Here is a 13,806-nt window from a genome sequence, read left to right on the forward strand (position 1 = left end):
GTCTCGATGGGCGCCGGGTGCGCCCATCGTCGGAGGAACCAAAATGAAAATGGTGACAGCCATCATCAAGCCCTTCAAGCTCGACGAGGTGCGTGAAGCACTCTCGGACATCGGCGTGCAAGGCATCACGGTGACCGAGGTCAAGGGCTTCGGCCGCCAGAAGGGCCACACCGAGCTGTACCGCGGCGCGGAGTACGTGGTCGACTTCCTGCCCAAGGTCAAGATCGAGGCCGCCGTGGCGGATGACCTCGTGGACCGCGTGATCGAGTCCATCGAAAGCGCCGCGCGCACCGGCAAGATCGGCGACGGCAAGATCTTCGTGACCCACCTGGAGCAGGTGGTGCGCATCCGCACTGGCGAAACCGGCAAGGAAGCCCTGTAAGGGCCCGGCCGCATCACACCCAAGAAGAGAAACGCCATGAAAAAACTGCTTGCTTCCTTCATTCTGGGGCTGGGCCTGCTGACCATGGGCAACCTGTCCCTGGCCCAGGCGCCCGCCGCCTCCGAGCCGGCCGCCGCCGCGCCCGCTGCGGCGGCCGCTCCCGCCGCTGAAGCCCCTGCGGCTGCCCCTGCTCCCGCGGCCGCCGCTGCAGCCGCTGCACCGGCCGCCGCCGCCGAAGCCCCCGCTCTGGTCCCCAACAAGGGCGACACCGCCTGGATGATGACCTCCACCATCCTCGTGATCCTGATGGTCCTGCCCGGCCTGGCGCTGTTCTACGGCGGCCTGGTGCGCAGCAAGAACATGCTGTCCGTGCTGATGCAGGTGATGGTCACGTTCTCGTTGATCGTGGTGCTGTGGTTCATCTACGGCTACAGCCTGGCCTTCACCGAGGGCGGCGCCTTCATCGGCGGCTTCGACCGGCTGTTCATGAAGGGCATCTGGGACAACGCCGCCGGCACGTTCGCCAACGCCGCCACCTTCAGCAAGGGTGTCGTGATTCCGGAAGTGGTGTTCGCCGCCTTCCAGGCCACGTTCGCCGGCATCACCTGCGCCCTGATCGTCGGTGCGTTCGCAGAGCGCATCAAGTTCAGCGCCGTCATGATGTTCATGGTGCTGTGGTTCACCTTCAGCTACCTGCCGATCGCCCACATGGTGTGGTTCTGGATGGGCCCTGACGCATACGCCTCCAAGGAAGTGGCCGACGCCATGACCGGCAAGGCCGGCCAGATCTGGCAGTGGGGCGCGCTGGACTTCGCCGGCGGTACCGTGGTGCACATCAACGCCGCCGTGGCGGGCCTGGTGGGCGCGTTCATGGTGGGCAAGCGCATCGGTTACGGCAAGGAAGCCATGGCGCCCCACAGCCTGACGCTGACCATGGTCGGTGCCTCGCTGCTGTGGGTGGGCTGGTTCGGCTTCAACGCCGGCTCCGCCCTGGAAGCCAACGGCTTTGCCGCCCTGGCCTTCATCAACACGCTGGTGGCCACCGCCGCCGCCGTGCTGGCATGGTCCATCGGTGAAGCGCTGATGCGCGGCAAGGCGTCGATGCTGGGTGCCGCGTCGGGTGCCGTGGCCGGCCTCGTGGCCATCACGCCCGCTGCCGGCAACGTCGGCATCGGCGGTGCGCTGGTGATCGGCCTCGTGGGCGGCTTCGCCTGCCTGTGGGGTGTGAACGGCCTCAAGAAGCTGCTGGGCGCGGACGACTCGCTCGACGTGTTCGGCGTGCACGGCATCGGCGGCATCGTGGGTGCCCTGCTGACCGGCGTGTTCAATGCGCCTGGCCTGGGTGGCCCCGGCTACGTGGCCGACTGGGTGACCGCCACCATGGTGACCTCCGCCGACTACTCCATCGCCGCCCAGGTGTGGACCCAGACCAAGGCCGTGCTGCTGACCATCGTGTGGTCGGGCGTGGTCTCCTTCGTGGCCTACAAGATCGTCGACCTGACGGTGGGCCTGCGTGTCTCGGAAGAAGACGAACGCGAAGGCCTGGACATCACCTCGCACGGCGAAACAGCGTACAACCGCTGAAGCAGGCCGGTGCGCCCGACGCGCCGCGGTGTCTGGTGGCACCGTGGCGTCGCAACAAGAACAAGCGAGTCGCTCCTTTGGTTGTTGAACCCGCCGGCAACGGCGGGTTTTTTTCGTACCGGGCGGGGGACTCGCTTGTCTGCATTCTGTTCTGGCATGCACGCCCAGAGCACACGTCCGCAGACATCCCTCCCGGCGGTCCCGAGCCATTTGCACGCGCGCTGTTCAAAAAATTCACGCGCTCTCCGCGTGGCGCCGGACATCGCTGGAGCTACGATGCAAGGCATGGACCTCGCCCTTGCCCAGATCGCCGACCGTGTGCGCACCGCCGCCGCCGACCAGACCCCCTTGCGCATCCGGGGCGGGGGCACCAAGGACTTCCATGGCCTGGCGCTGCATGGCGAGGTGCTCGACACCCGCGTGCTGCGCGGCATCGTGAGCTACGAGCCCAGCGAACTGGTCGTCACCGTGCGCGCGGGCACCCCGCTGGCCGAGCTGGAGGCCACGCTGGCCGAACAGGGCCAGTGCCTGCCCTTCGAGCCCCCGCACTTCGCCAAGACCCCCCCGGATGCCGCCACCGTGGGCGGCATGGTGGCGGCCGGCCTGTCGGGGCCGGCCCGCGCCAGCGTGGGCGCGGTGCGCGACTATGTGCTGGGGGTCACGCTGCTCAACGGCCGGGCCGAGCTGCTGAGCTTTGGTGGGCAGGTGATGAAGAATGTGGCGGGCTATGACGTGTCGCGCCTCATGGCCGGCGCCTGGGGCACGCTGGGCCTGCTCACCGAGCTCAGCCTCAAGGTGCTGCCGGTGGCCCCGGCCGAGGCCACGCTGCGCTTCGAATGCAACCAGGCCGATGCCTTGCGCAAGCTGCACGCCTGGGGCGGCCAGCCCCTGCCGCTCAACGCGAGCTGCTGGGTGCAGGACACGGGCACGGGCACCCTCTACGTGCGCCTGCGCGGGGCCGTGGCCGCCGTCGAGGCCGCGTGCAAGACCATGGGTGGCGTGCGCATGGACGACAGCGCCGCCGTGGCTGCCGATTGGGCCGCCTGCCGCGAACAGACCCTGCCCTGGTTCAGCGACCGCGCCCAGCGCCCCGGCCACGCGCTGTGGCGCCTGTCCCTGCCGCCCACGGCCCCCGTGCTCCAACTGCCTGCGGCGGCCCAGCCGCTCATCGAATGGCACGGCGCCCTGCGCTGGGTGCAGGCGCCGGAAGCGGCGGGCGATGCCCTGCGCGAGGCCGCACGCGCGGTGGGCGGAAGTGCTTCTGTTTTCATAGCTTCCAGCGCAGGTGCATCAAGCGGTAGCGGCCAGTTTGGCTTGAAATCCAGTGCGCTGGAGCAGATACACGCGCGCCTCAAGCACAGCTTCGACCCCGCGGGCATCTTCAACCCCGGGCGCATGGCCCGCGCCTGGTAAGCCACGCGCCAGCCTGCGGCACCCATGCGACGCCTGCGCCATCTCACCGGACACCACCGCACGGTGGCGAGCAACCGCGTGCTGGGCCTGCTGCTGGCCTTCAATGCGGGCGCGGTCAATGCCGGGGGGTTCCTGGTGGTGCACCTGTACACCTCGCACATGACCGGCTTTGTCTCGATGCTGGCCGACAACCTCGTGCTGGGCAACATGGCCCTGGTGCTGGGCGCGGTGGGGGCGTTGCTGGCCTTCGTCAGCGGCGCGGCCACCACGGCCGTCATGGTCAACTGGGCGCGCCAGCGCAAGCTGCACAGCAGCTATGCGCTGCCGCTGCTGGTGGTGGCGGTGCTCATGCTGGTGTTCGGCCTGGTGGGCGCCATCACGCTCAACTGGCGCACGCCGTTCGCCGTGCCCACCACGGTGCTGCTGCTGTCGTTCATCATGGGCCTGCAGAACGCCACGGTGACCAAGATGTCCTCGTCCCAGATCCGCACCACGCACATGACCGGCGTGGTGACCGACCTGGGCATCGAGCTGGGCAAGATGCTCTACTGGAACCGCACCGGCACCGCGCCGGAATCCCAGGTGCGCGCCAACCAGGCCCGGCTGCGGCTGTTCGCGGGGCTCGTGGCGATGTTCCTCGTGGGAGGCGTTGCCGGGGCCGCGGGCTTCAAGCACGTGGGCTTCGTGTTCGTGGTGCCGCTGGCGCTGGTGCTGCTGGGGCTGTCGCTGCCCCCCTTGTGGGCCGACCGCGCGCGCCTGCGCCACCCCTTGCGCAAGGCGCTGCCCCTGGAGCCGCCGCTCACTCCGCCGCCCGCGCTCTGAGCGTTCCGGCCCTGTTTTACCTTCCCCTGTCCAGGCATGCTCCATGCAAACCCAACTCGCCCCTGAATACCGCGCCCGCGCCGATGGCCTGGAGGCCGAGGCCATCCTGCGCAAATGCGTGCACTGCGGCTTCTGCACCGCCACCTGCCCCACCTATCAGCTGCTGGGCGACGAGCTCGACGGCCCGCGCGGCCGCATCTACCTCATCAAGCAGGTGCTCGAGGGCGCCGAGCCCACGCGCAAGACCCAGATGCACCTGGACCGGTGCCTGACCTGCCGCAACTGCGAAAGCACCTGCCCGAGCGGCGTGCAATATGGTCATCTGGTCGATATCGGCCGCAAGATCGTCGATGAGAAAGTCGCCCGCCCGGTGGGCGAGAAGGCCTTGCGCTGGGCGCTGAAGGAGGGCCTGCCTTCGCCCCTGTTCGCCCCCGCCATGAAGGCAGGGCAACTGGTGCGCGGCCTGCTGCCCGCATCCCTCAAGGCCAAGGTGCCTGCGCCCCAAAATGCCGGCGCATGGCCCGTGCGCGAACACGCGCGCAAGGTGCTTTTGCTGGCGGGCTGCGTGCAGCCGGCCATGATGCCCAACATCAACACCGCCACCGCCCGCGTGCTCGACGCCGTGGGCATCCAGACCGTGGTCGCGCCCAAGGCGGGCTGCTGCGGTGCCGTCAAGTTCCACCTCAACGACCAGGACGGCGGCAAGGCAGAGATGCGCGCCAACATCGACGCCTGGTGGCCGCTGGTGGAGCAGGGCGGGGTGGAAGCCATCGTCATGAACGCCTCGGGCTGCGGCGTCACCGTCAAGGAATACGGCCACATCCTCAAGGACGACGCGCAATACGCCGCCAGGGCCGAACGCATCAGCGCGCTCACGCGCGACCTGTCGGAGCTGCTGCCGGCCCTGCTGCCCGAGCTGGCCGACAAGCTGGCGGGCCGCGCCCAGCCCGCCGCCGACGTGCTGTACGCCTACCATCCGCCGTGCACGCTGCAGCACGGCCAGAAGCTGCGCGGCGGGGTGGAAACGCAGCTTGCGCGCCTGGGGTTCCGGCTGCGCGCGGCGCGCAACGAGGCCCACCTGTGCTGCGGCTCGGCGGGCACGTATTCGGTGCTCAACCCGGACCTGGCGTACCAGCTGCGCGACCGCAAGCTCGGCGTGCTCGGCGAGGCGTTCGGCGACCAGCCCCCGGACGTGATCCTGTCGGCCAACATCGGCTGCATCACCCATTTGCAAAGCGGCACCGGCACGCCGGTGCGCCACTGGATCGAGGTGCTGGACGAAGCCCTGGCCTGACAAGGGGATGCCGCCGCTGGCGGGCTTTTCTCCAACGCTGGCATGATTGAGGGTTTTGTTGCCCTCTCCCTCACCCATTCGCACCGCCATGACCGACTCCGTGCCCGCACAAGAACAACCGAACGCAGCCCCTGCCACACCGCTGGCGGCGCCTGTTTCGGCCGCACCGGCCGAGGTGGCTGCCGCCGCTCCCGGGGCGTCCGCCGCCGCCGACGCTGCCGGGGCACCCCAGCAGCGCGCGGGCGGATCACGCCGTGGCGGCCGCAACCGCCGCAAGCCCGAAGGGCGCCCGGCGCCAGAGGGCGGCGCCGAGGCCTCTGCCCCCGCACCTGCGGGCGCGCGCGCGCCGCAGCGTGTGCACCCCGCGCTGGAGCAACTGGCGGGGCTCTACCCGCACCTGTTCGGCGCGGTGTTCCGCCCGCTCAAGCGCGGCATCTTCCAGGACCTGCTGGCCGCGCACCCCGAGGTGTTCGAGCGCGAGGCGCTCAAGGTGGCGCTGGGCATCCACACCCGCTCCACGCGCTACCTGCAAAGCGTGGCGGCGGGCGACCGGCGCCATGACCTCTCGGGCCAGCCCGTGGAGGACATGGCCCCCGAGCATGTGCACCATGCGCTGCTGGAGGTCTACCGCCGCAAGAAGGCCCGTGCCACCGAGGACCTGCTGCCCAAGCTGCGCAACCGCATGATGGCCGCGTTCGAGGCCTCGGGGCTCACGCGCGAGGCCTACACCGAGCTGGTGCAGGGCCGCGACGAAGCCGCCAACGCCATCCTCGAAGAGGCCTTTGCCGAATGGTTGGCGCGCAACGCCAAGGACGAGGCTTTGCTGCGCGCGTTCGAGGCCAGCGGCCAGACACTGGAGGCCTTTGCCGACATGTACGGCCTGGTGCCCCGCACCGTGGGCCAGCAGCTCGAGCGCGCTCGCCGCCTCGCCGCCGCGCGGGTGCAGGCCGCGGCGGCCGCGGCCGTGGCCGCCATCGCACCGGCCCCGCAAGACGCCTGACGCGAGAGGCTCGCCCGTGCCGGCGGCACCTTCCAGGCTGATCTTCCTGCCCGGCGTGGGGGGCGACCCCGCGTTCTGGCAACCGGTCTCGTCGGCCATGCCGCTGCCCGCCGCGCGCGTGCTGCTGGGCTGGCCCTGGCGCGATGCAGGAGCCGGCGCGGGGCTGGCGCCGGACGCGGCCGGTGGCATGCAGGATCTGGTCGATGCGGTCACGCCGCACATGGACCGGCCCTGCGCGCTGGTCGCGCAGTCCCTGGGCGGCGTGGTGGCCCTGCTCGCCGCCCTCGAGCGGCCCGACCACCTGACCCACCTGGTGCTCGTGGCCACGTCGGGCGGCGTGCCCATGGACGACCTGCATCCCCACGACTGGCGGCCCGATTTCCTGCGCGCCAACCCCGCGTTTCCGCCGTGGATGGCCCAGGCGCGGTGGGACCTGTCGGCCCGGCTGGCGTCGGTGCGCGCGCCCGCCCTTTTGCTGTGGGGCGACAAGGACCCCATCAGCCCCGTGGCCGTGGGGCGGCGCCTGTGCGGCCTGCTGCCCGGCGCGCGCATGCACGTGCTGCCAGGCGGTGCCCACGACCTGGCCCGCACGCACGCCGGGGCCGTGGCCGGGCACATCCACCGCCATCTGCGGGGCGGCGCCTCAGGGGATGCCGGACAGGGCGCTTCGCAGAACGCCTAGAATCCCGCTGCGGCCCGGTTCACGGGTTGCCGTAAGCGTTTACGTCAATCAACGTGCCAACCAACGCCGGCCTTGCCGGGGTGGTGGCCCCTTTCCTGTCCCGGCGCGGCCCGCGCCGCGTGGGCGGGCGGGGGCGGCACCTTGTCTGACCGGCTGCTTTCTGGAACTGCAATGAACGACTCTTCGTCGCCCACCCCGCCTTCCCCCAGGACCTCCTGGGGCCTGCGCAAGCTGCCCGCGCGGTCCGCGGCCTGGGTCATGCCCCTGCTGCTGTCGCTGCTCATGACCTTCATCGTGTCGCTGATCAGCACCGTGCGCGTGGTGGGCTTCTCGCTGGATCTTCCCCGCCTGTGGATGAGCTCCTGGGCACTGTCCTGGCTCGTCGCCTTCCCCACGCTGCTGCTGGTGCTGCCCGTGGTGCGCCGGGTGACGGCCGCCATCGTGGAGCCGCAGGGCTGAGGCCCCCCGGGGCAGGCTGCTGACACGGTGTGTCAGCAGCCTGCCGCCCGGCCCCCAGCGCGTTGCGCACGCTACTGACATCAGGCTGTCAGCAGCGGGTCCGCACCATCGGTCCTCGCAGCTGCACACCACCGATCGATCCATCGATCCCCTTCACAGACAAGAGAGGACCTGCCCATGACCACACCCACCACCGTCCAGATTCCCGCCTTCAGCGTGGCCGGCATTGCCGTCCGCACGCGCAACAGCGACGAGATGAACCCCGCCATCGCGCGCCTCGGGGGCCTGTGGGACCGCTTCTTCAGCCAGAGCTGGGAGCGCAAGTTGCCTGGCCGCGACAGCGATGGCCGCATCTTCGGCGTCTACAGCGGCTACGAATCCAACGAACACGGCGCCTTCGACGTGACCGCCGGCGTGGCCACGGCCGACCCGGAACTGGCCCAGGCGGTGCCCGGAGCCGCCCGCGTGGACATCCAGGCGGGCGACTACCTCGTCTTCACCGGCCACGGCGACATGCCCCAGATGGTGATCGACACCTGGGTCCGCATCTGGCGCTACTTCGCCGAGAACCCGCAGGTGCAGCGCCGTTTCGGCACCGATTTCGAGGCCTACGAGGGCCCGGACAGCGTGGCCATCCACGTCGGCGTGAAGCCGTAGCGCCACCGGCCTGCCGATGGCGGCGCACCCCGCCCAACCGCCACGCGCAGCGCCTTGGCGTTGGTGCATGATGCTATATGTTCAATAGCTTCCCGCGCTGATGGCATGAGCGGTGCAAGCCAGGAATACCCACAAGATGTCCCCTTTCATCCATGCGCCGCGCTGACCGCCTTTTCCAGATCGTCCAGCTCATCCGGGGGCGGCGCCTGTCCACGGCGGCGTTCCTGGCCGAGCGGCTCGAGGTGTCTCCGCGCACCATCTACCGCGACGTGGCGGACCTGCAGCACCAGGGCGTGCCCATTGAGGGCGAGGCCGGCGTGGGCTACCGGCTGGGCGCTGGCTTCGAGCTGCCGCCGCTGATGTTCAGCCAGGGCGAGGCCAACGCGCTGGTGGCGGCCGCGCGGCTGGCGCAGGCCTGGCTGGACGCGGGGCTCGCGCGCGAGGTGGAGGGGGCCCTGGGCAAGATCCTGTCGGTGCTGCCGCCGGCCGCGCGCGCGGCGGCCGAGGCGCAGGCGCTGTATGCGCCGTCCGTGGGGCTGGACCCCCGGGCGCAGGCCACCCTGCAGGCCCTGCGCGAGGCGGTGCACAGCCGCCACGTGGTGCAGATCGACTACGCCGACGTGCACGGCCGCCCCAGCCTGCGCCGCCTGCGGCCGCTGGGGTGCTTCTACTGGGGCAAGGTCTGGACGCTGTCGGCCTGGTGCGAGCTGCGCAACGATTTCCGGGGCTTTCGCATCGACCGCATCGTGGACCTCGTGGTGCTGGAGGAGCAGTTTCGCCAGGAGCCCGGCAAGACGCTGGCCGACATGCTGCGCAAGGTGGAGGCGGAGATGGCCTCGCGGCCGCCCGAATGGCCGCCCGCGCCGACGCCCGGGCTGACGGCCTGAAGGCCTTTGGGCCCTGGGCCGCGCCGGCCCGCCAGGCATCAGCCGCGCCGGGCCGCCTCGATCGTGGCGATGTCGATTTTTTTCATCCCCATCATGGCTTCGAACGCGCGCGCGGCCGCCGCCTTGTCGGGACCGGTGACCGCGGCCGTCAGGGCCCGGGGCGTGATCTGCCACGACAGGCCCCAGCGGTCCTTGCACCAGCCGCAGGCGCTTTCCTGGCCGCCATTTCCGACAATCGCATTCCACAGACGATCGGTTTCGGCCTGGTCGTCGGTCGCCACCTGGAACGAGAAAGCCTCGCTGTGCCGGAAGGCGGGGCCTCCGTTCAGGCCCAGGCAGGGGATGCCCATCACCGTGAACTCGACCGTCAGGACGTCGCCCTGCCGGCCCGAGGGAAAGTCCCCGGGCGCCCGGTGGACCGCGCCCACGGCGCTGTCCGGAAACGTCTCGGCATAGAACTTCGCGGCATCCAGCGCGGTGCCGTCGTACCACAGACATACCGTGTTCTTGCTGACCATCTTGGTGCTCCTTGGGGGCGGGACAGCGCAGTAGCCTCTCACATCTGGCGGCAGGCTGCAATGCGCGCGAGGGGCCTTGGGTGGCGGGGCATTGGTGGTGCGGCGGCTTCTTGATGCTATTAAAAAATAGCTATTTGCGCAGATTCGATAAGCGCTGATGGGACTTTGAGCTACAGATGCCCGGCCTGGAAGACGGCCCTCGCATGGGGCGCCAGGGCCGCGGGCCTGGGGTGCGGCGGTCCTGGCACCATAGTGCAACGAATTGCTACGCACCGGGATTTGCATGCGGTTTCGGGACGCTCGATCAAGGATTCCGGCATCCCCAGGGCAATCCGGGCCGGCGCCGTCGCCGTCGCGCAAGATCCGCTGCCGCGCCTGGGGCGCATGGCGGCCGCGAACCCGTCGTGCCCACCGGCGCCACGGCCTCCCTGGCGGCCGACCAGGCCGGCAATGCGCGGTACCTGGGCGCCGCCCGCGTGGCACCCGGGCACGCCGTGGTGCATGAAGGAGGCTGCGGGGCGCTGGCGCCCGCGCGACTGGGGCCGGTGGGGGAGCCGCGGGTCCTGGTGGCCGGGCGGGCGCGGGCGCGTTCCGATGACAATGCCCGCATGCAGCCCCGCTCCCATGCCCCCGGCGTCCAGCCCGTGATCCGGCCGGCGACCGATGCCGACAGCCACGCCGGCCTGGCCCGCGTGTGGCGCAGGGCCTGGCGTTCCGCCAACCCCTCGGTGAGGCCCGTGGCTCCGCCCGGCCACTGGGAGGCGCGGGTGCGCGCGGAATTCGGTCCGCCATGTGCGGTGCTGGTGCGTGCGGTGGGGCCGGAGGTCACGGCGTTCCTGGTGCTGGACGTGGGCGGCGCGCATCTGCACCAGCTGTTCGTGGACCCCGCATGCCAGGGCCGGGGCGTGGGGGCCGAAATGCTGCAGCAGGTGATCCGCCTGTGCCCGGGCGGCTGGACCCTGCACGTGGCCACGGGCAACCACGGCGCGCGCCGCTTCTATGCGCGCCATGGCCTGGTGGAGGGGCCGGTCGATACCCATCCGGCCACGGGCCGCGAGCGGGTGCTGTGCCGCTGGGCGCCTGCGGCGGCAGCGGCAGCAGGCTGAGCGCGGCCTCAGGCCGCGAGGGCCGCCTCGATGTCGCCCGCCAGCTTCTTGGGCGCGTCCTGCGGCGCATAGCGGCGGATCACGCGGCCGTCCTTGCCAACCAGGAACTTGGTGAAATTCCATTTGATCGCCTTGCTGCCCAGCAGGCCGGGCGCTTCGGCGGCGAGCCACTGGTACAGGGGCGACGCATTGGCACCGTTCACATCGATCTTGGCCATCATCGGAAAGCTCACGCCGTAGTTGAGCTGGCAGAAGCTCGCGATCTCGTCGTTGCTGCCCGGGTCCTGGCTGCCGAACTGGTTGCAGGGAAAGCCCAGCACCACCAGGCCCTGGCCGCCGTACTGCTTGTGCAGCTCTTCCAGGCCCCCGAACTGGGGCGTGAAGCCGCAGGCGCTGGCGGTGTTCACGATGAGCAGCACTTTGTCCTTGTATTGCGACAAGGGCACGGTCTGGCCGTTCATCTGCTGGGCTTCAAAGTCGTAGATGCTGTCGGGCATGGCGCATGCTCCTGAAGGTGGAAGACTGTGCATGGTAGGGGTTGCGCCCCTTTTCTGCTTTTCGCCCTGGCGGTTCAGGGGGTGCTGGGGCCTGCCCTGCGGAACTGCAGCGCGGCGAGCAGGGACGCCAGCAGGATCATCGCCCCGCCCAGCACGGTGCGCGTGTTCAAGGCCGAGGCGCCCAGCAGCGCGGAAGACACGCTGGCGAACATCACCTCCGACAGCATCACCAGCGCCGTGGTGCCGGCCGCCAGGCGCGCGGCGCCGAACTGCAGCGCCCAGTTGCCCAGCATCAGCACGCCGGCCAGCAGCAGGCCGGTGACGACCCAGGTGCTGTTGGGGGCGGGGAAGGGATCGACCACGCCCACCTGCAGCCCGAGGCCAGCCACGGCCAGCGCCATGAGCATGCAGCCGCCGAACATGGTGGCCATGCGCGCCGGCCCCGGCACGGCGTGCAGGCGGCGCAGCGTGACATTGGTGAGCGCGAACATGAAGCCGCCCAACAGGGCCAGACCGTCGGCCAGGCTCAGGTTCTGCAGCAGGCGCGCCGCGGGCGCGCCCTCGGGCAGCAGCACCAGCACCACGCCGGCGAAGGCCAGGGCCAGGCGCAGCAGCGCGGCGGGCGTGGGGCGTTCGCCCAGGACCCGCCAGGCCAGCAGCACGGCCCAGGCAGGCATGAGATAGAACAGCAGGATCACGCGCACCACGTCGCCGATGGTCACGGCCCAGTTGAAGGCCACGTTGTTCAGCCCCGAGGCCAGCGCCAGCAGCCACAACTGCGGATGTTCGCGCACCTGCCGCAGGATGCCCGGGCGCCAGGCCATGAGCGCGAGCAGCACCACGGCGTACATGCAGGCCGTGGCCCACAGCGGATGCAGCCCCGCCTGGTGCATGTGCTGGAACGGCCACCACGCCAGGCCCCAGACGAAAGCGTTGAACAGCAGGGCGGCAAAGGGCAGGGGAGATTGCATCGAGAATAAAAATAGGCTCTAGCGCTTGATGGATAAGCGTCAATAGCTATCGATTATGTAGCAATTTGCGCAAGTGAGGCGGCGCCAAAAACTGGCACGCTTCCCCGCCAGTGCACCCGTGGAACTGGCTCTGCCAGGCCACTGGGTGCGTCCCCCTCCGGGGGAAGCGGCGCAGCCGCTCAGGGGGGCAACTCAATGATGCGTATCGTGCCGCGCAATGTGCAGCAGGTGGTTCACTTCGTCGCGGTGGTTGATGCAGTTGCGCTGGTGCCAGCGGCGGATGATCCACATGATGGCCGCCACCACGAGGCCGAAGGTGATGATCGCACCAAACACCGACAGGCCCAGCTTGAGCGACAGGCTGTAGAACGCGCCCAGGCCCAGGATGCAGGCCTGCTCGTTGAAGTTCTGCACGGCGATCGAGCGGCCCGCGCCCATGAGGTTGTGGCCCCGGTGCTGCAGCAGCGCGTTCATGGGCACCACCAGGTAGCCGCCCAGCCCGCCCAGCAGGATGAGGAAGGGGATCGCGAGCCAGATGTTGCTGATGAACACCATCAGGATCAGCAGCAGCCCCATGGCGATGCCCAGCGGGATCACCCGGGTGGCCATGTCCAGGCGCATGCGCATCGAGGCCACCACCGCGCCCACGGCGGTGCCGATGGCCACCACCCCGGTGAGTGCCGAGGCCTGCGTGGTGTTGTAGCCCAGCGCCACGGCGGCCCAGGCCAGCACGATGAACTTGAGGTTGCCGCCCGCGCCCCAGAACAGGGTGGTGGTGGCCAGCGAGATCTGGCCGAGCTTGTCGCGCCACAGGCGGCCGTTGCAGGCCCAGAAGTCCGGCAGCAGGGCCAGCGCGTTGGAGAACACGCTGCGCGCGGGGTCGGCGCGCAGGGGGCGCATTTCCACGCCGGTGTGCGGGATGCGGGTGTTGAACCAGGCCGCCAGCGCATACACCGCGATCAGCGCGGCGATGGCGGACTCGGCGGGGGTGTCCACACCCGTGTCGATCATCGGCAGGTCGAAGCCCAGCAGCATGCCCGACAGGTGCTGCCCCACGAGCTGCCCGCCGAACAGCACGCCCAGGATGATGGACGCGATGGTGAGTCCCTCGATCCAGCCGTTGGCCTTCACCAGCTGCGAGGCGGGAAGGAGTTCCGTGAGGATGCCGTATTTGGCGGGCGAGTAGGCCGCGGCGCCCAGACCCACCACCGCATAGGCGATGAGCGGGTGCGAACCGAACAGCATCATCAGGCAGCCCACCACCTTGATGGCGTTGCTGACGAACATGACCTTGCCCTTGGGCAGGGCGTCGGCAAAGGCGCCGACGAAGGGCGCCAGCACCACATAGAACAGCGCGAACATGGGCACCAAGGCGGCGCGCTGCCACTCGGGAGCGCCTTCTGTGCGCAAAAGCTCCACGGCGGCCACGAAAAGTGCATTGTCGGCCAGCGAGCTGAAAAACTGCGCCGACATGATGGTGTAGAAACCGCGCTTCATCGAATGGCTGGTGGCTGCATCAGTTCGGCTGATGCCC

Annotated in this window: 15 protein-coding genes; 11 read left to right on the forward strand and 4 right to left on the reverse strand. The window is 69.9% G+C overall.

The window, feature by feature from the left end:
* Window positions 1–43: 43 nt before the first annotated feature.
* From glnK to KW843_RS18515, 10 genes are all read left to right on the forward strand, one after another.
* The gene (gene glnK, locus KW843_RS18470; RefSeq protein WP_010466918.1) at window positions 44–382 is read left to right on the forward strand and encodes a P-II family nitrogen regulator; all 339 of its coding nucleotides are present in this window, start codon (window positions 44–46) and stop codon (window positions 380–382) included.
* A 36-nt stretch (window positions 383–418) separates the two neighbouring features.
* Entirely contained in the window at window positions 419–1,966 is a 1,548-nt protein-coding gene (gene amt, locus KW843_RS18475; RefSeq protein ID WP_218296614.1) for an ammonium transporter, read from the forward strand.
* A 276-nt stretch (window positions 1,967–2,242) separates the two neighbouring features.
* The gene (glcE, locus tag KW843_RS18480; RefSeq protein ID WP_218296615.1) at window positions 2,243–3,379 is read left to right on the forward strand and encodes a glycolate oxidase subunit GlcE; all 1,137 of its coding nucleotides are present in this window, start codon (window positions 2,243–2,245) and stop codon (window positions 3,377–3,379) included.
* 24 nt (window positions 3,380–3,403) lie between these two features.
* On the forward strand, window positions 3,404–4,201 hold the full coding sequence (locus KW843_RS18485; protein WP_218296616.1) for a YoaK family protein: 798 nt from the start codon (window positions 3,404–3,406) through the stop codon (window positions 4,199–4,201).
* Window positions 4,202–4,244: 43 nt separating this feature from the next.
* Window positions 4,245–5,495 (forward strand): glycolate oxidase subunit GlcF, encoded by a 1,251-nt coding sequence (glcF, locus tag KW843_RS18490; protein WP_218296617.1) that lies wholly within the window; start codon window positions 4,245–4,247, stop codon window positions 5,493–5,495.
* 88 nt (window positions 5,496–5,583) lie between these two features.
* Window positions 5,584–6,495, forward strand: a complete 912-nt coding sequence (locus KW843_RS18495; protein WP_218296618.1) for a ProQ/FINO family protein — start codon at window positions 5,584–5,586, stop codon at window positions 6,493–6,495.
* A gap of 16 nt (window positions 6,496–6,511) precedes the next feature.
* Window positions 6,512–7,177, forward strand: a complete 666-nt coding sequence (locus tag KW843_RS18500) for an alpha/beta fold hydrolase (RefSeq protein ID WP_369641107.1) — start codon at window positions 6,512–6,514, stop codon at window positions 7,175–7,177.
* A 171-nt stretch (window positions 7,178–7,348) separates the two neighbouring features.
* Window positions 7,349–7,636 carry a DUF2798 domain-containing protein gene (locus tag KW843_RS18505; protein ID WP_218296619.1) on the forward strand — a complete coding sequence of 96 codons (288 nt, stop codon included), beginning with the start codon at window positions 7,349–7,351 and terminating at the stop codon, window positions 7,634–7,636.
* Window positions 7,637–7,813: 177 nt separating this feature from the next.
* A complete protein-coding gene (locus KW843_RS18510; RefSeq protein ID WP_218296620.1) occupies window positions 7,814–8,293 on the forward strand; it encodes a GyrI-like domain-containing protein in 480 nt (159 codons plus the stop codon).
* Window positions 8,294–8,445: 152 nt separating this feature from the next.
* Entirely contained in the window at window positions 8,446–9,180 is a 735-nt protein-coding gene (locus KW843_RS18515) for a YafY family protein (RefSeq protein WP_218296621.1), read from the forward strand.
* A 38-nt stretch (window positions 9,181–9,218) separates the two neighbouring features.
* Here KW843_RS18515 and KW843_RS18520 read toward each other — a convergent pair whose 3' ends face one another.
* On the reverse strand, window positions 9,219–9,698 hold the full coding sequence (locus KW843_RS18520) for a VOC family protein (protein ID WP_218296622.1): 480 nt from the start codon (window positions 9,696–9,698) through the stop codon (window positions 9,219–9,221).
* A gap of 404 nt (window positions 9,699–10,102) precedes the next feature.
* Between KW843_RS18520 and KW843_RS18525 the strand changes: the two genes are divergently transcribed.
* Complete coding sequence (locus KW843_RS18525) at window positions 10,103–10,804, forward strand: GNAT family N-acetyltransferase (protein ID WP_370628520.1); 702 nt, start codon at window positions 10,103–10,105, stop codon at window positions 10,802–10,804.
* An 8-nt stretch (window positions 10,805–10,812) separates the two neighbouring features.
* Here the strand turns inward: KW843_RS18525 and KW843_RS18530 are convergent, their stop codons facing one another.
* The 3 genes from KW843_RS18530 to lplT all read right to left on the reverse strand — a co-directional run bounded on the left by KW843_RS18530 (window position 10,813) and on the right by lplT (window position 13,769).
* Window positions 10,813–11,301 (reverse strand): glutathione peroxidase, encoded by a 489-nt coding sequence (locus KW843_RS18530; RefSeq protein ID WP_218296623.1) that lies wholly within the window; start codon window positions 11,299–11,301, stop codon window positions 10,813–10,815.
* A gap of 74 nt (window positions 11,302–11,375) precedes the next feature.
* Window positions 11,376–12,272, reverse strand: coding sequence for a DMT family transporter (locus tag KW843_RS18535; protein ID WP_218296624.1), 897 nt, complete (start codon window positions 12,270–12,272; stop codon window positions 11,376–11,378).
* A gap of 192 nt (window positions 12,273–12,464) precedes the next feature.
* Entirely contained in the window at window positions 12,465–13,769 is a 1,305-nt protein-coding gene (gene lplT / locus KW843_RS18540) for a lysophospholipid transporter LplT (protein WP_218296625.1), read from the reverse strand.
* Window positions 13,770–13,806: the final 37 nt, after the last annotated feature.

The sequence above is a fragment of the Acidovorax sp. sif1233 genome (assembly GCF_019218755.1).
Lineage (GTDB): Bacteria > Pseudomonadota > Gammaproteobacteria > Burkholderiales > Burkholderiaceae_C > Acidovorax.